20 protein-coding genes and 1 pseudogene are annotated in these 21,898 nt (G+C 40.8%); 1 reads left to right on the top strand and 20 read right to left on the bottom strand.

Annotation, left to right across the window (positions count from 1 at the left end; genetic code table 11):
• Nucleotides 1-108, top strand: a pseudogene (locus ABPH35_RS06520) (IS30 family transposase); the annotation flags it as partial.
• Nucleotides 109-144: 36 nt separating this feature from the next.
• Here ABPH35_RS06520 and yihA read toward each other — a convergent pair.
• The 20 genes from yihA to ABPH35_RS06620 all read right to left on the bottom strand — a co-directional run bounded on the left by yihA (nucleotide 145) and on the right by ABPH35_RS06620 (nucleotide 21,607).
• Nucleotides 145-732, bottom strand: coding sequence for a ribosome biogenesis GTP-binding protein YihA/YsxC (gene yihA / locus ABPH35_RS06525; RefSeq protein ID WP_349988935.1), 588 nt, complete (start codon nucleotides 730-732; stop codon nucleotides 145-147).
• 9 nt (nucleotides 733-741) lie between these two features.
• On the bottom strand, nucleotides 742-1,968 hold the full coding sequence (clpX, locus tag ABPH35_RS06530) for an ATP-dependent Clp protease ATP-binding subunit ClpX (protein ID WP_349988936.1): 1,227 nt from the start codon (nucleotides 1,966-1,968) through the stop codon (nucleotides 742-744).
• A 197-nt stretch (nucleotides 1,969-2,165) separates the two neighbouring features.
• Entirely contained in the window at nucleotides 2,166-2,678 is a 513-nt protein-coding gene (locus tag ABPH35_RS06535) for a dihydrofolate reductase (protein ID WP_349988937.1), read from the bottom strand.
• A gap of 76 nt (nucleotides 2,679-2,754) precedes the next feature.
• Nucleotides 2,755-3,318 (bottom strand): hypothetical protein, encoded by a 564-nt coding sequence (locus ABPH35_RS06540; RefSeq protein WP_349988938.1) that lies wholly within the window; start codon nucleotides 3,316-3,318, stop codon nucleotides 2,755-2,757.
• A gap of 18 nt (nucleotides 3,319-3,336) precedes the next feature.
• Nucleotides 3,337-4,176, bottom strand: coding sequence for a thymidylate synthase (locus tag ABPH35_RS06545; RefSeq protein ID WP_349988939.1), 840 nt, complete (start codon nucleotides 4,174-4,176; stop codon nucleotides 3,337-3,339).
• 231 nt (nucleotides 4,177-4,407) lie between these two features.
• The gene (locus ABPH35_RS06550) at nucleotides 4,408-4,698 is read right to left on the bottom strand and encodes a hypothetical protein (RefSeq protein ID WP_349988940.1); all 291 of its coding nucleotides are present in this window, start codon (nucleotides 4,696-4,698) and stop codon (nucleotides 4,408-4,410) included.
• 26 nt (nucleotides 4,699-4,724) lie between these two features.
• A complete protein-coding gene (locus ABPH35_RS06555; RefSeq protein WP_349988941.1) occupies nucleotides 4,725-5,684 on the bottom strand; it encodes an ROK family glucokinase in 960 nt (319 codons plus the stop codon).
• A 65-nt stretch (nucleotides 5,685-5,749) separates the two neighbouring features.
• Nucleotides 5,750-6,085 carry a hypothetical protein gene (locus tag ABPH35_RS06560; RefSeq protein ID WP_349988942.1) on the bottom strand — a complete coding sequence of 112 codons (336 nt, stop codon included), beginning with the start codon at nucleotides 6,083-6,085 and terminating at the stop codon, nucleotides 5,750-5,752.
• Nucleotides 6,086-6,169: 84 nt separating this feature from the next.
• The gene (locus tag ABPH35_RS06565; RefSeq protein WP_349988943.1) at nucleotides 6,170-6,697 is read right to left on the bottom strand and encodes an HdeD family acid-resistance protein; all 528 of its coding nucleotides are present in this window, start codon (nucleotides 6,695-6,697) and stop codon (nucleotides 6,170-6,172) included.
• Nucleotides 6,698-6,764: 67 nt separating this feature from the next.
• Nucleotides 6,765-8,636, bottom strand: a complete 1,872-nt coding sequence (locus tag ABPH35_RS06570) for an ABC-F family ATP-binding cassette domain-containing protein (protein ID WP_349988944.1) — start codon at nucleotides 8,634-8,636, stop codon at nucleotides 6,765-6,767.
• Nucleotides 8,629-9,840, bottom strand: a complete 1,212-nt coding sequence (locus ABPH35_RS06575; protein ID WP_349988945.1) for a CCA tRNA nucleotidyltransferase — start codon at nucleotides 9,838-9,840, stop codon at nucleotides 8,629-8,631. Before ABPH35_RS06575 ends, ABPH35_RS06570 begins: the two co-directional genes overlap by 8 nt.
• Nucleotides 9,837-10,604 (bottom strand): 4-hydroxy-tetrahydrodipicolinate reductase, encoded by a 768-nt coding sequence (gene dapB, locus ABPH35_RS06580; protein WP_349988946.1) that lies wholly within the window; start codon nucleotides 10,602-10,604, stop codon nucleotides 9,837-9,839. Before dapB ends, ABPH35_RS06575 begins: the two co-directional genes overlap by 4 nt.
• A gap of 3 nt (nucleotides 10,605-10,607) precedes the next feature.
• Nucleotides 10,608-11,459, bottom strand: coding sequence for a DegV family protein (locus ABPH35_RS06585; protein WP_349988947.1), 852 nt, complete (start codon nucleotides 11,457-11,459; stop codon nucleotides 10,608-10,610).
• A gap of 1 nt (nucleotide 11,460) precedes the next feature.
• Nucleotides 11,461-11,835: a DUF1149 family protein gene (locus ABPH35_RS06590; protein WP_349988948.1), complete on the bottom strand. Its 375-nt coding sequence runs from the start codon at nucleotides 11,833-11,835 to the stop codon at nucleotides 11,461-11,463.
• Nucleotides 11,836-11,936: 101 nt separating this feature from the next.
• Nucleotides 11,937-13,895: a PTS fructose transporter subunit IIABC gene (locus tag ABPH35_RS06595; protein ID WP_349988949.1), complete on the bottom strand. Its 1,959-nt coding sequence runs from the start codon at nucleotides 13,893-13,895 to the stop codon at nucleotides 11,937-11,939.
• Complete coding sequence (gene pfkB / locus ABPH35_RS06600; RefSeq protein WP_349988950.1) at nucleotides 13,892-14,803, bottom strand: 1-phosphofructokinase; 912 nt, start codon at nucleotides 14,801-14,803, stop codon at nucleotides 13,892-13,894. Before pfkB ends, ABPH35_RS06595 begins: the two co-directional genes overlap by 4 nt.
• Nucleotides 14,800-15,543: a DeoR/GlpR family DNA-binding transcription regulator gene (locus ABPH35_RS06605; protein ID WP_349988953.1), complete on the bottom strand. Its 744-nt coding sequence runs from the start codon at nucleotides 15,541-15,543 to the stop codon at nucleotides 14,800-14,802. The genes pfkB and ABPH35_RS06605 overlap by 4 nt, the downstream gene beginning before the upstream one ends.
• A 409-nt stretch (nucleotides 15,544-15,952) precedes the next feature.
• Nucleotides 15,953-17,014 carry an aminotransferase class I/II-fold pyridoxal phosphate-dependent enzyme gene (locus tag ABPH35_RS06610; protein WP_368849679.1) on the bottom strand — a complete coding sequence of 354 codons (1,062 nt, stop codon included), beginning with the start codon at nucleotides 17,012-17,014 and terminating at the stop codon, nucleotides 15,953-15,955.
• A 147-nt stretch (nucleotides 17,015-17,161) separates the two neighbouring features.
• The gene (locus tag ABPH35_RS06615) at nucleotides 17,162-20,686 is read right to left on the bottom strand and encodes a pneumococcal-type histidine triad protein (protein ID WP_349988952.1); all 3,525 of its coding nucleotides are present in this window, start codon (nucleotides 20,684-20,686) and stop codon (nucleotides 17,162-17,164) included.
• Nucleotides 20,687-21,607, bottom strand: a complete 921-nt coding sequence (locus ABPH35_RS06620; protein WP_349988954.1) for a metal ABC transporter solute-binding protein, Zn/Mn family — start codon at nucleotides 21,605-21,607, stop codon at nucleotides 20,687-20,689.
• Nucleotides 21,608-21,898 lie beyond the last annotated feature (291 nt).

The raw sequence follows: 21,898 nt of genomic DNA on the forward strand, positions 1-21,898 counted from the left end.
AAAAATGCGACGCAACAACAAGTCGCATTTATTGAAAACTGGATTAACAACTATCCAAAGAAGATATTGGGTTACAAATCTCCTAGAGAATTTTTACAGACTGGCTAACTTGAACTTGAAATTTAGCATTAGCACTACATTTTTCTAAATTTCATTCAAAATACTATCCCAAGCCTGATCAAATCCATGTCTTGTCTCTGACGAAAAGACGACAAACTGGTCATTTTTGTCAAAATCGAGTTTTTTCTTAATCATGGATTCATGCTTGTTCCATTTTCCACGGGGAATTTTATCTGCCTTTGTTGCGACAACAATAACAGGAATTTCATAATACTTTAAGAATTCGTACATCTGGACATCATCTGCTGACGGCTCATGTCTCATATCAACAAGACTAACAACCGCCCGTAAGTTATCACGGTTCGTTAGGTATTCTTCAATCATCTTACCCCATTTTGCACGCTCAGTCTTTGAAACTTTCGCATAGCCATATCCTGGTACATCAACAAAACGAATCTTGTCATCAATATTATAAAAGTTTAACTGCTGTGTTTTTCCAGGCTTACTAGAAGTACGTGCAAGATTTTTACGGCCAAGTAGGGTGTTGATAAAAGAAGACTTTCCTACATTTGACCGTCCTGCTAGGGCAATTTCTGGCATATCGTCTTGAGGATATTGGGTCTTAGAAACCGCACTCAAAAGGATTTCCGCATTGTTTGTATTGATTTCCATCCGCTCTGCTTATGCCCTTTCTAGAATTGGCTCTGCCTTACCATCAACGGCATCCTTGGTAATCCGCACGCGCTTAATTTCGTCTTGGCTTGGTATTTCAAACATGATATCCAGCATGGTTTCTTCTATAATGGAACGCAAACCACGAGCACCAGTCTTTCGCTCAATCGCTTTATTTGCAATTTCTTCAAGTGCTTCCTTGTCAAACTCCAACTCGACACCGTCGTAAGATAACAAAGTTTGGTATTGCTTCACAAGAGCATTTTTCGGCTCCGTTAAAATCCGAATCAAATCATCAATAGTTAACTGATCTAGAGCAGCAAAAACCGGTAAGCGACCAATCAACTCAGGAATAATTCCAAACTTTTGAATATCATCAGCAATGATGTGTTGCATATAGGTTTCTTTTTCATCAATGGCACGGTTATTATGTCCAAAGCCAATAATTTTCTCACCCATACGCTGCTTGACAATCTCTTCAATACCATCAAAGGCTCCTCCTACAATAAAGAGGATATTTTTGGTATCTAGTTGAATCATTTCCTGCTGTGGATGCTTACGACCACCCTGTGGCGGTACACTTGCAACCGTTCCTTCTATGATTTTAAGTAGGGCTTGCTGAACACCCTCACCAGAAACATCGCGGGTAATGGAGACGTTTTCACCTTTTTTAGCAATCTTATCAATTTCATCAACATAGATAATACCACGCTCTGCACGGTCAATATTGAAATCTGCTGCCTGTAAGAGTTTTAGGAGAATATTTTCAACATCTTCTCCCACATAGCCGGCTTCTGTTAAAGCCGTCGCATCAGCAATAGCAAATGGCACATTCAAACTCTTCGCCAAGGTCTGAGCAAGAAAAGTCTTACCAGATCCGGTTGGGCCAATCATCAGAATATTTGATTTTTGCAAATCAACATCATCTTCCTCCCGGCTATCTTGAAAGTTAATCCGCTTGTAGTGATTGTATACTGCTACTGCCAAGGCACGCTTAGCACGGTCTTGTCCGATCACATAATGATTTAAGATGTTTAATAATTCCTGTGGTTTTGGTGTATCCGCTAAATCGATCAAGACTTCTTCTGCTAATTCCTCACGGATAATTTCCTGGGCTAATTCCACACATTCATTGCAGATAAAGACATTGTTTCCTGCAATAATTTTTTTAACTTCTTCTTGATTTTTTCCACAAAATGAGCAGTAAATAAGCTCTGCTGGGTGGTGTACTGTCATTGTAATCTCGTTCCTATCACTCTTTAAAATAATACGCCATATACGGCGTGAATACTATTTACTAAATTGGTTACTGCATTTAAGAGAAAAAGAATAGCTAGTCCGTAACGCTTTTTCTGAAAAGCCTGAATCGAACAAAGCACACAGATAGCACATAAAACTGCAGTAAATAGACCAAATAAACTTTTCTGCATGGATTAGTTCTCTCTTCTTTCAAATATTCTCACGGTAAAGTCAACGGGATTTTCTGCATCTCGTTCATGCTTATTCACATTTATTTCTTCAAAGACACTCCAATCAAAATCTTTTGGAAAATAGGTATCACCATCAAATCGACTATGAATATCTGTTCGAACAATCTCATCTAAATGAGCTTCAAAAGCTGTAAAAAGCTGACCTCCACCGATTACATAGAGATTCTTGTCCTGTTGCTTGTACCAGTCTAGCACTTCTGAAACATGGTGCATGACAAGAGCACGATCATCAGTAACTTGGTAATCTGAATCATGGGTCAGGATAATCGAAATACGATTTGGAAGAACACGCTTGTTCATTCCTTCAAAGGTCACACGTCCCATGACCATGGCATGACCGGTCGTTGTTTGTTTAAAATGTTCTAAGTCAGCTGGTAAAGACCAGGGAAGACTACCTTCTTTACCAATTAAACCTTGCTCATCTTGCGCCCAAATGGCAACAATTTTCTTCGTCATAGTTCCACCTTTATCCTACTCACTTTATTTTATCAAAAAAGAAAGAAAAAGGCACTTGTAAACTACGAGTGTCTTTTCATTTTTTGCCTTCTTCCTCCATAGGAACAAAGCAATTTCTCTCTTTCTCTCTCGTCACCCAATAAATAATCAGTACTACACTAGGCAACATAAAACCTAGACGAATGGATAGATAATGGAAAACAATGCTGATGAGCATTGAAATAAGAAATAAAATGGCCAATCCCTCGGTATAAGGACCTTTAAACAACTTCATAAAATGATACACTCCACCGAGGAAAAGAAGGAGGTTCAGAATCATGAAACAAATCAGAATCGGGATTAGAATAGATGAATGTTTGGCTAGAAAAAAGGACATCATCAGGGCATCATCAGGATTATTCGTTAGAATGAGGGCGGACCATAAAGCATAAGTAGAAAGAAGAAGGTAGATAAGCGAAAACACTCCTCCAACTCTTGCCAAGATCTTTCTTGTTTGATCTGTCCATCCTGCATAATAGCCCAAATGCCAGCCCAAGCCCCAGTAAGGAATAAACACTCGCCAAGGCTCTTTGATACGAATCGCTTTACCACCAACATAAAGGATGTAGGCAAGAAAGATGAAAAAAGGTAACTTTAGCATCACTATCTCCTTAAAATGTTAAATCGCTAAATCAAACTTGAGCTGCGGCTTGACTGGATGATAATCGACTAATTCAAAATCCTCTGGCTTGATGTCGTAAAAATTCGTTCCATCTGGGACATTCAAGACTAGACGCGGCAGGCAATCACTCGGCTCCCTGCGAAGTAATTCTTCTGCCTGTTCAAATTGATTATCATAGATATGTAAATTATTGATGAAATAGAAGAACTTCCCAACTTTCCAGCCGAAGTGCCTCGCAATCATCATTTGGAGTGCCACATACTGCATGGCATTGATATGGTGAGCTACTAACATATCATTACTCCGTTGCGTAAGAGTGGCATCCAGATAGATGTCTCCATCTACTCGTCTGACATCAAACATGGTCTGAAAGGCGCAAGGCAAGAGACCGTCTGTCTCCTCAAAGGCCTCATAGTCCCAAAGCGAGATAATATTGCGGCGGTTCCACGGATTATCAGCTAATTGGGTGAGTATTTTATCAATAATCTGATGTTTTTTGACAACAGCTCCATAGCGCTTGCCAATCGTCCCCGTTGCTCCAACTTCCCAATCGTTCCAATAGGTCACACCGTATTTGTCATTCAAAACGGAGAGGCTATTGGTCTGATCTTGGTAAATCCAGCAGACTTCTTTAATGGCAGACTTAATCGGAATAGGACGTAAGGTGGTAATGGGAAATTCACCCTTTGCCAAATCATATTCCGCAAAAGAGCCTGTAATGTATTTGGAATTTGCGACATTCCCATTTTTATAACGTGGACGAGCGTTTTCTGAAAAGACGCCCTCATTGAGTATTTTTTGGATATTTTCTTTGAAAATGTTATCTGCTTTTGTCATGAATCTAGTATATCACTTCTCTACTATTTTGTCCTTTTTCTAGTGTCTATCAATTCGAAAAAGAGAGAGTCGAAAAAAATCATTTGGAAAGTTATCATCTTCTTTCTAGTTTATCATACAAGGTGGAGTAACTAGTTTGAGGATAAATTATAAGGAGTGAGAGAGAAATTAACTGTCTTCACTCCCATCATTAGCAGTTCAGAGACTTCTTAAATTCTTGCGACATTGCATTTACGGCCCAAATAAGGTATAGCCGAGTGCAAATGAAATTGGAAAGGAGAGAATGAGTGAGAGAATGAGTGAGCTACTGATGAGCACCCACCACCATTTTCGGTAAAAAATCGAAAGGAGCAAGCTCACAAGCCCAATGGTAGGCACGATAAAGGCCGTTGCATAAGCAGCCCAACTAACTGGCCAGAACCATTCTCTGGGAATTGGTAAAAAGGCAGACCCCCAGATAATTAAGCCCAAATAGATGAGATAGTGATAGCGCTCTTTTAGCAAGGACTGCTCCTCTTTCATGGCTGTTCCCTCGTTTTTTCTAGTTCCTATTTCAAGACAAGTGATGCGGCACCAAGGACACCTGCATCATTTCCTAAATTCGCCAAGGCAAGTTTAGTTGTTTGGGCAATCTGAGGGAAGGAATTTCGAAGATAAACTTCATTGACCCCTTCTAGTAAGAAATCACCAGCTGCTGACACACCACCACCAATAACGATATAAGCAGGATTTAAGACTGCTGCGATATTGGCACAAGCTATTCCTAAATAACGGCAAAAATGACGGTAGACAATCAGAGCAAGGTCATCTCCTGCCTTTGCAAGGTCAAAGACATCTTTTGCCGTTACATCCTGACCATCATCAATGCGTTTTTTCAATTCAGCATCGCCAGCATAGCTATCTGCATAACGGCGAGTTAAGTTCACAATACCAGTTGCTGAAGCTACTGTTTCTAAGCAGCCTTTTTTTCCACAGGTACAAGCAATCGGTTCTTCAAAGTCAACTGTAATATGCCCTAATTCGCCACCAGCACCGCCAAATCCACGAATCAAGTTGCCGCCAGCAATAACGCCGCCACCAACCCCAGTTCCTAAGGTCATAAAGACGACATCTGGGTTGTTATCTCCAGCGCCGACCCACTGCTCACCTAAGGCTGCGACATTGGCATCATTATCGATAAAAAATGGTAATCCAATAGCAGATTCAACCTGCTCCTTAATCTGTTGAAGGGTCTTCCAGTTGAGGTTATAGGCACCGATAACTGTACCAGCCTTGCTATCTACCACACCTGGAGAACCCATTCCGATTCCTAGAAAATCGTCCTTTGTCAATTGGTGTGTGTCAAAATGGTGCTTGATACTCTCAATGATATCTGGAACAATGTGACTACCTTCGTCTAAAATATTGGTCTTGATAGACCATTTTTCTTGAATTTCACCCTGGTCGGTTAGAATCGCAAATTTCACAGATGTTCCACCAAGGTCAATACCGATAATCTTCTTTGCCATAAGATACTCCTCATAAAATATTACTTCGCCTTATTATACCATATTGCAAAGGTTTGCACTACTGTTTACCGAAAAAGATAGAGCAAAAGTAAAAATTGCAAATGTAAGAGAAAGCGCCCTGCACTGAACAAGAAAGTATAGATAAACTGTGTTCCCTCTCGCGTGCCATTATAAAGAAACAAACTTGAAATCAGAGTAAAACCTATAGCAAAACCAAGCATTTGAATGGGCTGATAACCCTGTGCATAAAAGCATAATGTTACAACTAAGAGTAGACAACTCAGCAATGTCAACCAGACACATAGACGATTCATTCGTTTAGTCTTGAAATAACTAAATGCTGCAGCAATTACCGTCACAAGCAAGTAAATCCCCATATAGACAATCATAATGGTTTTCATCTTAAAAATTTCCCCTCCTATTCTCTTCTACTTCATTATAGCAGGTATTTACTGATTTGTAATGAAAAAGACCAGTCAAATAGACTAGTCTTGTGAAAATGCCTTGATAGATTCAACAAAGTATAAAATACCCTGATATAATAAGGAAATTGCTAATAAGTAGGCTACAAACACACTTGCGAGTAAGGGATGGAATAATAAAATTAAACCCATACTGAGCCCAGCTAAGGATGACCAAACCAAACGATTTGAAATACGTGGCGCAAGGATACGTAAACGATACGAGCGAATAAATCCAATAACGGACATACTTAGTAGCCATACTGCCAAGACAGTCGGTAAAACAATTGGCAAGGTAATATAGCCATAAGCTAGTAGATAAACTCCAAACAACAATTCCAAAATACCACGCCATAGGAAAATAGGTTCACGAAGTTCGCGTGGAATGCTAAAGTAGACATACAAACTAAATACAGCTCCCATAAAGATGGCAACAGCAAGCATCCAGCTCAGACTAGCCAAATTCAAAAGAGGATTAAAAATGAGATAAATTCCCAAATAAACATATAGAATACCTGTTACGACGGCTATAACTTTTCTTAAAATTTCCATGAAATTTTAACTCCTTTTTCATTTGTTTACAGAATATACTAATAAAAAGCTATATCGTTGTCAATTCTTAACCTTCGCTTAACTCACTCAGATATTCGTAACGCTCGTATTTTGCCAATAAGGTTTCATTTTGCAACTCCAACTCTTTTTGCAAGTCAGATAAGCGTGTAAAGTCACTACCACAGGTCAGCATATCTGCTTCAATTTCAGTAATTTTCTCTTCTAGACTCGCAATATCATCTTCAATTGTTGCCCATTCCTGCTTTTCAAAGTAGGACATCCGTTTTTGTTTCTCACGAGCTTTTTCCTGTTTTTCTTTAGGTGACACAATTTGATTGGCTTTCGCAGAAGCAAGAAAGGCTTTTTCATCCAGATAATCTGTATAATTACCGAAGAAGGTGCGAATCCCCTCGTCTTCAAAGGCGAGAATCTTGGTTACTACTTTATCAAGGAAATAGCGGTCGTGGCTAACTGTAATTACTGGCCCTGCGAATCCTTGGAGGAACTGTTCTAATACCGTTAGTGTTGCAATATCCAAGTCATTGGTTGGCTCATCAAGTAGCAAAACATTCGGACGCTCTAACAAAATTTTCAGTAAATAAAGTCGTTTTTTCTCGCCACCAGATAACTTTTGAATCAAGGTTCCATGAGTATTACGAGGGAACAGAAATTGTTCCAAAAGTTCCGCAATCGAAACCATTCCTGATGTTGTTTCTGCTTCTTCTGCCACTTCCTGTAGAAAATTGATGACCCGCTTCGTTTCATCTAAACCTTGAATTTGCTGTGAAAAATAGCCAACACGAATAGTTTCACCCACTATGAGTTGACCAGATGTGGGCTGTAATTCTCCTGCAATCAGATTGAGCAGGGTTGATTTCCCTTTTCCATTGTCCCCCACAATCCCAATGCGGTCCATATTTTGTACCAGTAAATCAAAGTCCTTTAAAATATCCTTATTGGGATAGGCAAAATCCACCTGCTGAAATTCAATGACTTTTTTCCCGATACGACTGGTTTCAAAATTGATTTCTAGCTGACTGTCATCTACGGTATGGCTTAGATCTGATTTTAAATCGTGGAAACGATTGATCCGCGCCTGTTGCTTGGTCGCACGAGCTTGCGGTTGTCTTCGCATCCACTCCAATTCCTGCTTATACAATTGCTCTTTTTTATGGCGCAAAGCTGCATCTCGTTCGTCCTGTTCAGCCTTCAGTCGCACATAATCTTGATAATTCCCCTGGTATTCGGTTAGACTAGCTCGGTCCAACTCAAAAATGCGGGTTGCCACATTGTCCAAAAAATAGCGATCGTGGGTAATAAAAAGGACTGTCTTTTTTGCTTGTTTCAAAAAGGTCGTCAACCATTCAATCGTTTCAATGTCCAAGTGGTTAGTCGGCTCATCTAAGAGCAGCAAGTCTGCATCACCTAGCAGTACCTGTGCCAATTGAACCCGACGACGAAGACCACCTGATAAATCACCAACACGCTGGCTTGTATCGGTCAAACCGAGCTTGGATAATACTGTCTTAATTTGATGCTCAATTTCCCAAGCATTGAGAGCATCCATTTCAGCCATGACCTTCTCAAGCCGGCTTTGTGTTTGGTCACTATAGGAAGCAACAAGCGCTTCATATTCCCGAATTAATTGTATTTCTCGTAAATCAGAGGATAAAACCGTATCTAAAATCGTCTGATTCTCCTCAAAATCAGGCTCTTGAGTGAGGTAGGCAATCTTATACGCTTTTTTTGTCCGAAAAGGAGAAACATCGCCATCAAATCCTAGTTTGCCAGATAAAACATCCAAAAGTGTTGTTTTCCCAGTTCCATTGACACCGATAATGCCAATACGGTCATACTGATGAATAATAAAGGAAATTCCTGCAAAAACGGTCTTATCTCCTACTGATTTACTCAATTCTTCAACGATAAAATCACTCATTTGCTAGTCTCTCCTTTACAAATGCCATGATAGCCGTGCTATCATTGGCTAAATCTCCTTCTACAATTGCGTTTTCTGTCTCATTTAGTAACCGTCCAAGTAGCGGACCTGGTTTGAGCTGAAAGGCTGTCATCACATCGCCACCTTTTACGACAATCTCATGCTTATCATGGATAGTCAAGGAATGGTCAATCTGATCAATACGGTCATAATCAACCTCAAGTCCCTGAGCTTGTCTCAATTCTTCAACTAGGTACAGCAATTCCTTTCCGTAGCGATAGCAAATTTGCTTATTCACCGATTGCTGCTGGCGTAATTGATAGAGTTCGACCAACTTCATCACTGTTTTTTGAAACTCATTACTGGTCTTCCAATTTTTAAGAAATGTCTTCGGATTTTGAAGATTGAGGCAGACTATCAGCATAGCCCAAGCTTGCTCTGAAGTACGAAAGGCAAAATCTTCTGACAAAATCGCTAAGAGCTCTTCTAACTCTCTATTTTTGTCTCTCATATCAGGCAGATAGTCGTAAGCGCCAGAGTCAATAAGGGCTTTGATTCCCTTGCGCCAACTTGTCGCCATCAAGAGCTTATCAACCTCGATAAAAATTCGCTCAACCGAAATCTTTTCTAGGAGTGGAGCAGTTGTTTTCATTGCTTCAAACGTTGTCTCTTCGATTGTAAAATCAAGCGTAGCGGCAAAACGAAAGCCACGCATAATGCGAAGGGCATCTTCTGTAAACCGCTCCGTAGCCGCTCCGACAGCCCGCAAGGTTTTGCTTTCCAAATCACGCAACCCATCAAACTTATCAATGATTTGAGCTTCTTCATTTAAGGCAAAGGCATTGACCGTAAAATCACGGCGTTTTAAATCTTCTTCTAAGGAACGAACAAAGGAAACCTGGCTAGGACGACGATAGTCTACATAGACATCTTCTGTCCGAAAGGTGGTAATTTCATATTCGCCATGCTCCTCTAAAACAAGAACTGTGCCATGCTCAATTCCAACATCAATGGTCCGTGAAAAAATTGCCTTCGTTTCTTCTGGATAACTGGACGAAGCAATGTCAACATCATGAATCGGCCGCCCTAGAATGGCATCTCGGACTGAACCACCGACAAAATAGGCCTCAAAGCCTGCTTGTTTGATTTTCTCTAAAATCGGCAAAGCCTCCTGAAATTCAGAAGGCAAATGGTGTAATCTCATAATAACTGTTCCAAACCATAAACGAGTTGCTCTCGTTTTACTACTTCTTTTATTCCTAAACGCACACCACTCATAAATGAGCTGCGGTCATACGAATCATGGCGAATGGTCAACCCTTCTCCCTGCGCTCCGAAAATGACTTCTTGATGAGCCACTAGGCCCGGTAAGCGGACAGAATGAATACGCATCCCATCAAAGTCTGCTCCCCGTGCACCCTCTAGCAGTTCTTCTTCATCTGCCAAGCCCTGTGGCTGGCTTGCGCGAACCTGTGAAATCAATTCTGCAGTCTTAATGGCCGTTCCGCTCGGTGCATCTTTTTTCTTATCGTGGTGTAGTTCAATAATTTCCAAATTTGGGAAATACTTGGCTGCCTGCGCTGCAAATTGCATGAGTAAAATCGCTCCAATTGCAAAGTTTGGGGCAATTAAACCACCGAGTTTTTTCTCAGCTGATAAGGCAGTCAATGCTTCAATTTCTTCTGAGGTAAAGCCTGTTGTCCCAACAACTGGCGCAAAGCCATTTTCAAGTGCAAATTTGGTATTTTCATAGGCAAAGGCAGGTGTCGTAAAATCAACCCACACATCTGCTGAACAACCGATTAACTCCTCTTTTGAAGTGTAGACGGGGACGCCATCCATCTCTTTTTCTGTCGCAAAGGGATCAAGTAGAGCTGCTAAAGCCAAGTCCTTGTCCTTTTTGACCATGTCAAGAGCTGTAGAACCCATTTTTCCTTTAAAGCCTGCAATAATTACCTGAATTGTCATCTCCTACTCCTCGTCAAAAATCGGTGAAATACCAAAGGCAATTGCCCCTTCACCTAAGTGCGTTCCAATAATAGAACCAAAGGATACGAGCGGTAACTCATAGGTCATGCCATTTTCTTGTAACAATCGTTTAAATTCTTTCGCCTTCTCTGGGACATTAGCATGAATCACAGCAATCTGATAGCGACCGTTTTGAGTCTGTTCTTGTAAAATCTCCAATAGGCGCTTCACAGCCTTTTTCTCTGTGCGGACTTTCTCGTATACTTCAATCTTCCCTTCATCAGTAAAATACAAAATCGGCTTGATACTAAGAAGGTTTCCCAAAAGCGCAGCTCCATTGGACAAACGACCACCTTTAACCAAATGCCCCAAGTCATCAACCATGATAAAGGCAGTTGTGCCACTTATTTCTTGATTTAACTTTGCCAAAATTTCCTCAAACGAACGACCTGCGTCATACCGTTTTAAGATATTTTCTACCATCATACCAAGTGGTGCTGAGGTAATCTTACTATCAGGAAAAGCGATGGTCATGCCTTCAAATTCGTCTTTTAAATACTGGATATTTTGATAAAAACCTGAAATCCCTGAAGATAGGAACAAGCCAATGACATGGGTGTAGTTATCTTTTTGCAAACGACCAAGAATCTCGACCAACTCAGATAGACTTGGTTGACTAGTTTTTGGTAATTCAGAAGCCGCAGCCATTTTCTGATAAAATTCTTCTACACTTAAATTTTTCCCTTCGATATAGGTCTCCTCCCCAATCGTCACAGGAATATCTAATACAAAAAGATTCTCTCTCTCTGCTATTTGCAGTACAACTGAAGAATCTGTAATAACAGCCAATTTCATGTTAAAACTCCAAATTTACACCCGGGGCATCCAAGGCGATTTCTGTTACTTCATAGGTCAAACGTTGTAAAATGTCTAGCAGCGGGCTAACCAAGAATCGCTTGTCCTGCTCGCTAAATTCATCCACTTCTTTGACAATTTTTTCTAAAATGTGAACTCCCTGGCTCATCGCACCAGAAATAACAAAATGATCCAAAACAATCATAAAACGAAGAATTACAACAATCGATGTTTTATTCTCTTCTGTATTTTGTTCAATCAATTGAAAATCGACTTTCAATTTAGTTGTCGGAACCCCATTTTGTTCCTCCCATTCTCTGTTTCGAGCATCAAAATGGTACTGATTCACAAACTCTTTATCACGGATTATATTCATCGTTTTTCTCCTAAATACAGTAATACAAATATTATACCATAATTTTCATAAAATTGAGAAAAAACCTTATCAATTCAATGATAAGGTTTTGATGCTTTCGATTATTTTGTTTTACGAAGTGCACCAAATAGGACACCTGATACAATTGCTCCGATAAGGACAAAGACGAGGTAAAGAAGCGGATTGCTGGTGAGTGCGATGACAAAGATTCCACCGTGCGGCGCCATTAACTTAATCCCAGACAAGCCGACTAAAGCTCCTGTAAAGGCTGAACCTGCGACAAAACTTGGAATGGCACGAGCTGGGTCAGCAGCACCAAATGGAATCGCACCTTCGGTAATGAAAGACAAGCCCATGACAATGTTGGTCAAGCCTGAATTACGTTCTTCTTTGGTAAATTTATCTTTGAATAAGAGAGTAGCGACAAAGACTGCTAGAGGAGGCACCATACCACCTGCCATAACGGCTGCCATCGCCACAGAGCCACCGTTTGCAACGGTTGCGGCCAGTGTACCTGTACCAAAGACATAGGCTGCCTTATTGACAGGACCACCCATATCAATTGCCATCATTCCCCCAAGGACAAGTCCTAAGATGACGGCTGAACTTCCTTCTAAACCACTGAGGAAATCATTCATACCAGTATTGATAGCGGCCATTGGAATATTGACAAAGAACATCACAAATCCCGTAATCATCGCACCTAGAAGTGGCAAGAGAAGAATGGATTTGATTCCTTCAAGAGATTTTGGTAAATGCGCAAGAACTTTCCGTAAAGCTAGGATAATCGCACCTGCCAAGAAACCGCCAACAAGAGCACCTAAGAAACCAGAAGAAACAGCTGCTGGAATATCAGACGTAGCTGCACCAAATGGAATTTTTCCATAAGCCAGACCGTCTTTTGCGATTGCACCTGCTACAAAACCTGCAATCAAGCCTGGTTTTTCAGCAATAGAATAAGCAATATAGCCTGCAAGAAGTGGTAACATAAAGCCAAAAGCCGCGCTACCAATCTGCATGAGCACCGATGCCAATTCATTGTAAGAACCAAGACTAGACAATTGATCTTGTGGCACACCCATGACATTATCGATAAGGAAAGCAAGGGCAATCAAGATACCGCCACCAATAACAAATGGGAGCATTTGGGAAACGCCACTCATCAAGTGCTTGTAAAAGGCTTTTCCAAGACTCAATTTCTCATCAGCTTCTTCTACGCTAGCCCCTTCTTTGGAGTGATAGGTATTTGCTTCGCCTTTTAGGACGATGTTGATCAGTTCTTCTGTCTTTTTGATACCATCTGCAACTGGGCGTGATACAAGGGGTTTTCCATTGAATCGAGCCATTTCAACAGCCTTATCCGCTGCAATGATAACACCCTTAGCACGCTTGATATCTACTGCTATCAACTTATTGCCAACACCAGATGCACCATTTGTTTCCACCTTGATGTCAACACCCATTTCAGCAGCTTGTTTTTTCAGCGCTTCTTCTGCCATATAGGTATGGGCAATCCCTGTTGTACATGCTGTAACTGCAACGATAAAATCTTTTTCAGCTACTGTACTGGTTGACTCTGCCACTACTTCACTCGCTGCTTTATCAGCTACTTCTGCCTCATCAAAGACAGCGATCACATCCGTTGGGGATGAAACCTGACGGAGTTTATCTGCAAATCCTGGCTTCATTAGATATTTGGACAATTCTGCAAGGGCAGCCAAGTGGGTATCGTTAGCCCCTTCTGGTGCCGCAATCATGAAGAACAAGTCCGTTTTCTGACCATCTAAACTCTCATAGTCTACACCTTGACTTGATTTTGCAAAGAGAACAGTTGCTTCTTTGACTGCCGCATTCTTGCTATGAGGCATGGCAATCCCATCACCAAGACCAGTTGTCGTTTGGGCTTCGCGGTTCATAATCCCTGATTTAAAGACATCGAAATCTGTTACAAACCCTTTTTCCACTAAGTTTGTCACCATTTCATCAATGACTGCTTCTTTCGTTCTGGCTGCTAAATCAAGTAACATCACTTCTTGTCGTAAGACATCTTGAATTTTCATAGAATTTCTACCTCCACTTTTTTATACATTTCCTTAATAAACTCAATGTTGGCTAAATCATCTGAGAAAGCTGTTGCCGTTCCGCAAGCAACTCCCCATTTCAGTGCTTCAATTGGATTGTGCGACTTGGTGTATTCACCTGTAAAGCCCGCAACCATTGAATCTCCTGCTCCGACTGAATTTTTTACTGTTCCCTTAATCGGTTTAGCAAAATAAGTCGCATCTCCTGTCACAAGGAGCGCTCCATCCCCTGCCATGGACACGATGACGTTCTTAGCACCTTTGACAAGAATGTCTTTGGCGTAGCGCACGATGTCCTCGCGCGAATCAAACGTCACACCAAAAATCGCTTCGAGTTCATGATTATTTGGTTTGACCAAGAGAGGCTCATGTCCCAAGGAATCGAGCAAGGTTTGACCTTCAAAGTCACAGACAACTTCTGCACCTGCCTCTTTTACTAATGGAATCAAGCGATTGTAGACTTGGTTTCCCAGACTAGCTGGTGCAGAACCTGCAAAGACAACAGTATCATCTGTAGTGACATGTGCCAAAATATTTTCTAATTCTGCCAACTGTTCATCTGTCACAATCGGTCCTAGTCCATTGATTTCCGTTTCTTGATCTGCCTTGATTTTGACATTGATACGGGTATCTTGGTCTACATTGACAAACTGAGTGCCAATTTCTTCAGCAGCCAAACCGCTCTTGATAAATTCCCCAGTAAATCCTCCGACAAAACCAGTCGCTGTACTGGCATATCCAAGCCGTTGTAAAATCCGACTGACATTAATTCCCTTACCACCAGAAAAGGTATCACTACTATCCATGCGATTAACTGTGCCTGATTCAATCGTTGAAAGACGGACAATATAGTCTATCGCAGGATTTAAGGTGACTGTATAAATCATACTTCGATTACCCTCGTTTTTTTCTTTATAGTTGCCATTAGATTGCTCTCGGTGTGACCACAAATGAGATGTGCTCTTTCGATTTCTGCCACTTTTGTAAAAGAAATCGGACCAAATTTAGATGAATCGACTAAGACATAGGCTTGACTGGCATTGTTCAAAACCGTCCGCTTAATCGCTCCTTCTTCTATGTCTGGTGTCGTGTAGTCGTGGCTATCAACACCATTCATCCCAAGAAAGGCCTTGGTGAAATGTAGCTGCTGAATCTGTTCTAGCGCCACAGCTCCGATAGAAGCATCTGTTGACTTTTTGACCTTACCGCCAATGATAATAGTATAAAAGCCTTTGTCCACTAGCTTGACAGCATGATGAACAGAATTGGTCACTACGGTCAAATCAGCTACTGCCAAGTAATCAATCATCAACTCAGTCGTTGTTCCTGCGTCAAGAAAAATCACATCACCCTCTTCTATCAAACTGGCAGCCTTTTGAGCTATTTGTCGTTTTTCTTGAATGTTTTTGACAGATTTTTGAACAATCGATTCTTCTTCTTGAAGATTGGGAAGACTTTCAGCTCCACCATGAACACGACGCAATTTTCCAGCCATTTCCAATTCATCTAAATCACGTCTGACAGTTGATTCAGAAGAATTCAGCAATACCACCAAATCTTCCAACTTCACAAACTGACGTTCCTTAATGGTTTCTATAATCATCTGTTTGCGTTCTGATTTAAGAATATCTCTCACCTCCTGCAACCGGTTACATTGATTATTATACCTACTTATTCTGTCATTGTCAATCATTTTCTTTCAAAATCTCTCACATTTTGTTATAAACCTATTTTTCCTCTAATATTATGACATTGTGTACTAGTAGTCTTTTATACATTTTATGCTCTTTTCAGGATAAAATGCCCAAGAATCGATTTTTCCGTATATACTACAAGTAATATTTAAAATAAGTCTTCTGATAACTATTTATCCATTGCTGGTCTGGTCTTAGTCTACAAATTCTATCGTATCTATCAAAAGATTTATCCAAAACAAAAATAAAGCAGGAGCAGGACTCAATCGTTATTCTGAACGTTGGTATCCTACTCCTATTTTGGGTAGATTAGTCAATAGTTGCTGGCGAAATCTACTTCACTTACTCATCCATAAGAGAAAGCAGAATCTGCTTCACCAAGACCATTTCTTCAGGACGACCAATCGTCATACGAATGTAACCTGCTAGCCTTCCTTCTTGATAATACTTGAAATCAAATCCCTGTTCTAGCGCCTTACTATAAAAAGCTTCTGCTTTGGGAAAGGCAAATGTCACAAAATTTGTCTGACTAGGTAGGGATTGAGCGTTCGGAATCTTTACTAGAAAATCCAGAAAATCCTGACGAAGTGCGATGATCACTTGTCTTGTTTCTTCCACTTGGTCGGTGTAATCTAGAGCCGCAGAGCCAATCTTCGCCACAACATTTGATACACTAAAAGGTGGAATAGCCTTGTCTAATTCATAAATCAACCGCTCATTGGCTACGGCAAATCCTAACCGCAAACCCGCTAGACCAAAGGCTTTTGATAAGGTCCGTAAGACAATGAGATTATGGTAAGTCTCAATCAAATTGACAAAACTTGGGCTATCTGAAAATTCGATATAGGCCTCATCTACGACGACCAAGCCCTTAAAGGATTGTAAAACCTGCTCAATTTCCTTAAAATTAAAAGCTACAGAGGAAGGATTATTGGGATTGGATAACATGAGAACTTTAGCGTTCACTCGCTCTGCATAAATCAAGAGTTTTTCTGCCGACAAGTGCAAACTGCCTTGTTCCCACTCTAAAGGATAAGCCTCAAAGCGCGAATCATGCAGTTGATTGTAGACCTGATACATGAAAAAATCCGGATCAACGGTCAAAAAGACATCTCCCTTTTCTAGGAAGGTTGTTACAATCATGTGAATGAGAAAATCTGATCCTACACCGGCTGTAACTTGTGTAGGATGAATACCAGCATAGCTGGCATATTTTTCAATAACCTCACGATAGCAATTATCACCATAGTACATCAAATCGGACAGACTCATATTAGCTTGAATATTCTCTAAAAGCCCTGTCCAATCCATTAAGCGATTCTCATTATTAGCTAAATCATACGGAGCAATTTGCCCCAATTTATACGGCTCCCAGTTCGCTAACCCTTGTCTAAACTCTACCATCTTGACCTCTCCTTCGATGTGTTTATTATTATATTTTTTATAATATTTTGTATAATTATACAAAAGTATAGCATAGAATTGCTAAAAATCAAGCATTTCCCTCAAAAAACTAGTAGCCTCTTTTTAAGGAAGCTACTAGCCTTTAATTTATTCACTCACTGAAAGTTCTTCTAAACTTTCCAAGGAAACAAGAATGGTCTGACCATCTTTTGTCACGAATGAAACCGTTTTTTGTCCTGGTTGGTAGCTAAAGCTATCCATAGCTACCTTGTATTTTAAAGCAATTTTGACGAGTTTGTCTTGAAAATCATCCACTGACAGCCCATATTCTCCGGCTAGCCTTTGTTGCTCCAATTCTTCTTCGTCTGGTTCATCCTCTGTCGGTTCGTCTGGTGTTGCTTCTATTGGCACTGTTGGTGTTGTTGCTGGAACATCTGCTTTTTCTTTTCCTTCATCAGTCGTCTTTCCATGGTCGCTGGCACTGCCAAATCCGTCATCAGAAACTGGACGGTCTTCTGGATGGGTGACATAGTACTTGACAGTCGCAAGAAATTGTTCCAAGGTATATCCTTGTGGTGCGTGATAATGATCTTCATCAAACCAAGAAAGGGCGATGTTGTGATAATGATCATAGTGTGGAATGATCATTTGACCATTTTGAAAATCAACAACGTATGCAGAGTTATACGGCATTGCTTCGACTGGGACAATTTTTGCTGCTGCGACACGATTATAGATGTCGATTGCTTTTTCTCCCGTTGTTGGAACTGTTGACTCTTCTTTTTTATCTGCAAGACCAGATTCTGCTACATAGCGACTTGCTTCTTCCCGTTCTTTTTCAGACAAATCTTTCTTTGGAATATAATGGCTGTGACTCATATGAGGAACTAAGTAGCCATCTCCAAGGTCTTCAACGATGTCCTTAGCATCAAAGATATAGCCGTCTGATGTTGTATAACGACCTTGCGCCTTGGCAGCGGCAATTTCTTCAGGTGTATAGACAATCTGTGAATTTGGCTTGCCTTCTCGCTCTGGGTGGCTAGGCGCTTCTATTGGCTTACTTTCTGGAATGCTCGGTATTTCTTCCTTGTTCTCCTCTACAGAACCCCAACCATATTGCGAATATGGACGTTCCTCTGGATGAGCAAGATAGTATTTAATCGTTGCAAACAAGTCTTCTAAACGATAACCACTTGGTGCCTTAAAGGATTCTGAATCATTGAACCAAGAAATAGATAGATTGTGATAGTGATCACGATGAGGGATAATAATCTTGCCCTTCTTAGTGTCAGACGCATAGCCTGAATTGTAAGGCAAGCGTTCAAACGGAATTACTTTCTTCGGTGCTACTCGTTCAAAGACTGCCTCTGCACTTTCCTTGCTAGCATCAAAGTAAGATACATCATCTGCGGCAGGAGCTTTCAGCCCTTTTGCTTCACAAACGGCTTTAGCTTCTGCTAATTCTTTTTCCGAAAGAGACTCTTTGTCTACCCAATGTGTGTAGTTGTCTCGGAAAATCAGATAAGAGTCTCCCTCATCACTGATAATATCTTCTGCCTTAAAGATATAGCCGTCCTCAGCAGAGGTATAGCGACCTTCCGCCCGTGCTGCTGCCAATTCTTCCTGAGAATACATGGTTTTCTTCTGCGGTTTTTCAGCCTTAGGTGCTTCTACTGTCGGCTTATCCTCAGGCTTCGCAATTGGCTCAATTGGGTTTGCTGGAGCCGGAACGGCTTCGACTGGTTTAGTTGGAACAGTCGGCTGTGTTGGCACAACTTCAACTGGCTTACTTGGCTCAGCTGGTTGTGTTGGCTTAGTTGGCTTATTGATTGGCGTTACTGGATTACTTGGTTTAGCTGGTGCACTTGGTTTCTCATCTGGTTTCACCACTTTTCCAATCTCAATCATCCGAGCAATTTTTTCTTCTAACGGAGACATCTGTGCATACGGAATGAAATGGAAATGATCGCCGTGAGGTACTGCCACTCCTCGTGAGGTACGACTGGTGATTTGTGCGGGGTCAAAGACAAGACCATCTTCCTCAACATGGCGTTCGCTAAGCGGTGTCCGATATAATTCCTGCAAGAGTTGGAAAATGCTCTTCTCTTGATTACCGTGAGAAATAATAGTTGAGATAGTCTCACTTCCTACATTCGGAGCTTGCCCACTCACCTCTGGCTGTTTAGGAAGTGGTGTTGATGGTAAGGAGGGACTTGAAATTCCAATAATGCCAGCTTGTGGACCTTCTGGTAAATACGGAAGCGCGCCATGTCCATCGCTCACTCCCGATTGTGGTTGAGATGGCGTAATTCCTACTTTTTTACTGTTCCAATACTTCTGAGCAGCTGCCAACTCACTTGGAGACAAGTCATTCTTAGGAATATAGTGGAAATGATTGCCGTGAGGAACGATAAAGGCATCACCTGTATCTTCAATCACATCTGTCGGGCTAAAAACGTAGCCATCATCGGTGGTATATGGTGTTTTCTTTGTCGTTGTTTCCTGTGAAGGTTTCTGAACAGCATGATTCAAAGAAGCAATAGGTGCTTCTGACTGAGAATTATTAGATGATGAAACAGTGCCAATATTCGCTTGTGGACTTTCCTCATCTGCCGTGATAGCCTTCCCAATCTCAATCATTCGTGCAATTTGAGCTTCCAAAGCTGACATTTGGGAATAAGGAATAAAATGGAAATGATCGCCATGCGGCACCACAACACCACTTTCTGTCCGACGGGTAATCTGTGCCGGATCAAAGACCAAGCCATCTGTTTCTACATGGCGCTCGCTAAGAGGAGTTGCATAGAGTTCTTGTAATAATTGGAAGAGTGACGAAGCTCGCTGCTTACTTGTATGCAAGCCTAAAATATTTTCCTGACCTTCTGAGCTTGATTGGCTTGTATTGCTTCCGTTCCCCGCCTGAGCATAGGACGGACTGCTTCCGTCACCTTTTTTACTATTCCAATAATTCTGAGCAGCTGCTAACTCACTTGGAGACAAGTCGCTCTTAGGAATATAGTGGAAATGATTGCCATGAGGAACAATAAAAGCATCACCTGTATCTTCAATGACATCTGTCGGATTAAAGACGTATCCGTCATCTGCCGTATAACGACCTTGTGCCCTGGCAGCCTTGACTTCTTGAGAGACAAACTGGCGACTCTCTCCCGTAGCAAGCTTACTTTGCAGGTGCTCTTCGCGTTGACGAGCTATCTCTGCTTTGGTCCGTACATTGGTTGTATGAGCTGGATCTTTCAGATAAAGATAATAGGTTCCATTAACCTTAATAATATAGCCGTCTTTTACCTCATTGACAATATCTGCATCTTGCAATTGATAGGAAGAATCTTTCATTATCAATTCTTCACTAATAATGGCATCAAACGGAACTTTCCCATTATAGTAATGATAATGATCACCATGGGATGTAACATAGCCCTGATCCGTTATTTTGACAACGATTTGTTCTGCTTTGATATTTTCCTTTGCATTAATTTGTTCAGGAGTCAGATTTTCAGCTTTTGTTGCCACATTATTTGTAGAACTTTTCTGATCCACATAGGCTACCCGATGACTGTCTTTTTCAGAAATAGCCTGATGACGACCGAGTTCATAACTACATAAACTAAGAGCAATGGCTGCAACACTACCAATAATATATTTCTTCTTCATCTATTTTAATTCCTTTGCTAATATGGCGATATTTGCCTCTAAATTTTCCAAATAACTTGCATCATTTTCTGGATCAGCTTCCAGAGGATTCAAGGTTTTCAAGGCAACTCCTGTTGATTTGACCAAAGTTTCAGCTACTTTTGAAGAAGCATTGCTTTCAACAAAAATGGTTTGCACCTTGTAATGTTTGACAAATTCTTCTATTTCAGCCAACTGGCGTGGACTGGGTTCCTGTTCTGGAGAAATCCCTGCAATCCCCAACTGTTCTAAGCCAAAGCGCTTGGCTAAATAGGAGAATGCTGTATGCTGGGTGACAAAGGTTTTCTGAGACACTTTCTTAAAAATCGGTTGGTATTTTTTGGTTAAAGCATGGGCATCTTGGCTTAATTTTTCAGCATTTTTCCTGTACAAATCTTGATGAGCAGGATCAACCTTGGATAGTTCTTGAGAAATGATCTGGGCTTCTTCAGCAACTTTTTCAGGATCTAGCCAAGTATGCGGGTCATAGAGAGTTTTCTCATCTGTCCCTTCACCAACTTCCATATCTTCTAGGCCTGGTACTTTGTCCAAACTCATTCCTTGAGAAGCTTCAATCACTTTAACCGTCGATTTTTGCAAGGTAGGATCAAGTGACCCAGCCCAAGACTCTAAGGTTCTTGAATGATACACAAAGACATCGGCATCATAAATTGCTGCGACATCATTTGCTGAGGGCTCAAAAGAGTGAATTCCGTTATTTGATTGAATCATACGGACATCATTAACTTCACCTGCTATTTCTCTCACCATAGAATAAATAGGATAAAAACTGGTAACAATTTTCATTCCCTGCTCACTTTGGCGTGTCTCCTTGCTACAACCTACAATACCAAGACAGGAAACAAAGCTTAGCATTGTCAGAATGACCTTTTTTACTTTCATCATAACTCCTTTACTGATTATTAACCGGTTTTCTATCCGACTAATAATAAACTCAGTTAATTACTTAACTGGTTCCTAAACTAGTTAATAATATAGCACTCTATCTGATAGCTGTCAAGTATTTTTTTGAAAAAGTGAAAAATGACTCACAAAGCTCTCTCTGACGAAAGTTCTAAAATGAAGTTAGCCAGTCAAGGGTATTAAAAAACATCTCAGAGAGATATAATTGTAATCACCACAACAACAATTAGAAAGACTCTGAGATGCAACACTATTATACACCAAAAAGAA

Origin of the sequence: Streptococcus handemini, from assembly GCF_040984445.1 — a bacterium.
Lineage (GTDB): Bacteria > Bacillota > Bacilli > Lactobacillales > Streptococcaceae > Streptococcus > Streptococcus handemini.

What these genes read in the sequence shown, in the direction of transcription:
- ABPH35_RS06555 (WP_349988941.1), bottom strand. Translation starts at nt 5,684, where the DNA reads ATGGCAAAGAAGATTATCGGTATTGACCTTGGTGGAACATCTGTGAAA.
- ABPH35_RS06595 (WP_349988949.1), bottom strand. Translation starts at nt 13,895, where the DNA reads ATGAAAATTCAAGATGTCTTACGACAAGAAGTGATGTTACTTGATTTA.
- ABPH35_RS06620 (WP_349988954.1), bottom strand. Translation starts at nt 21,607, where the DNA reads ATGAAAGTAAAAAAGGTCATTCTGACAATGCTAAGCTTTGTTTCCTGT.
- ABPH35_RS06535 (WP_349988937.1), bottom strand. Translation starts at nt 2,678, where the DNA reads ATGACGAAGAAAATTGTTGCCATTTGGGCGCAAGATGAGCAAGGTTTA.
- ABPH35_RS06570 (WP_349988944.1), bottom strand. Translation starts at nt 8,636, where the DNA reads ATGAGTGATTTTATCGTTGAAGAATTGAGTAAATCAGTAGGAGATAAG.
- clpX (WP_349988936.1), bottom strand. Translation starts at nt 1,968, where the DNA reads ATGACAGTACACCACCCAGCAGAGCTTATTTACTGCTCATTTTGTGGA.
- ABPH35_RS06540 (WP_349988938.1), bottom strand. Translation starts at nt 3,318, where the DNA reads ATGCTAAAGTTACCTTTTTTCATCTTTCTTGCCTACATCCTTTATGTT.
- ABPH35_RS06585 (WP_349988947.1), bottom strand. Translation starts at nt 11,459, where the DNA reads ATGAAATTGGCTGTTATTACAGATTCTTCAGTTGTACTGCAAATAGCA.
- ABPH35_RS06550 (WP_349988940.1), bottom strand. Translation starts at nt 4,698, where the DNA reads ATGAAAGAGGAGCAGTCCTTGCTAAAAGAGCGCTATCACTATCTCATC.
- ABPH35_RS06615 (WP_349988952.1), bottom strand. Translation starts at nt 20,686, where the DNA reads ATGAAGAAGAAATATATTATTGGTAGTGTTGCAGCCATTGCTCTTAGT.
- pfkB (WP_349988950.1), bottom strand. Translation starts at nt 14,803, where the DNA reads ATGATTTATACAGTCACCTTAAATCCTGCGATAGACTATATTGTCCGT.
- ABPH35_RS06575 (WP_349988945.1), bottom strand. Translation starts at nt 9,840, where the DNA reads ATGAGATTACACCATTTGCCTTCTGAATTTCAGGAGGCTTTGCCGATT.
- ABPH35_RS06545 (WP_349988939.1), bottom strand. Translation starts at nt 4,176, where the DNA reads ATGACAAAAGCAGATAACATTTTCAAAGAAAATATCCAAAAAATACTC.
- yihA (WP_349988935.1), bottom strand. Translation starts at nt 732, where the DNA reads ATGGAAATCAATACAAACAATGCGGAAATCCTTTTGAGTGCGGTTTCT.
- ABPH35_RS06565 (WP_349988943.1), bottom strand. Translation starts at nt 6,697, where the DNA reads ATGGAAATTTTAAGAAAAGTTATAGCCGTCGTAACAGGTATTCTATAT.
- ABPH35_RS06590 (WP_349988948.1), bottom strand. Translation starts at nt 11,835, where the DNA reads ATGAATATAATCCGTGATAAAGAGTTTGTGAATCAGTACCATTTTGAT.
- ABPH35_RS06560 (WP_349988942.1), bottom strand. Translation starts at nt 6,085, where the DNA reads ATGAAAACCATTATGATTGTCTATATGGGGATTTACTTGCTTGTGACG.
- ABPH35_RS06610 (WP_368849679.1), bottom strand. Translation starts at nt 17,014, where the DNA reads ATGGTAGAGTTTAGACAAGGGTTAGCGAACTGGGAGCCGTATAAATTG.
- dapB (WP_349988946.1), bottom strand. Translation starts at nt 10,604, where the DNA reads ATGACAATTCAGGTAATTATTGCAGGCTTTAAAGGAAAAATGGGTTCT.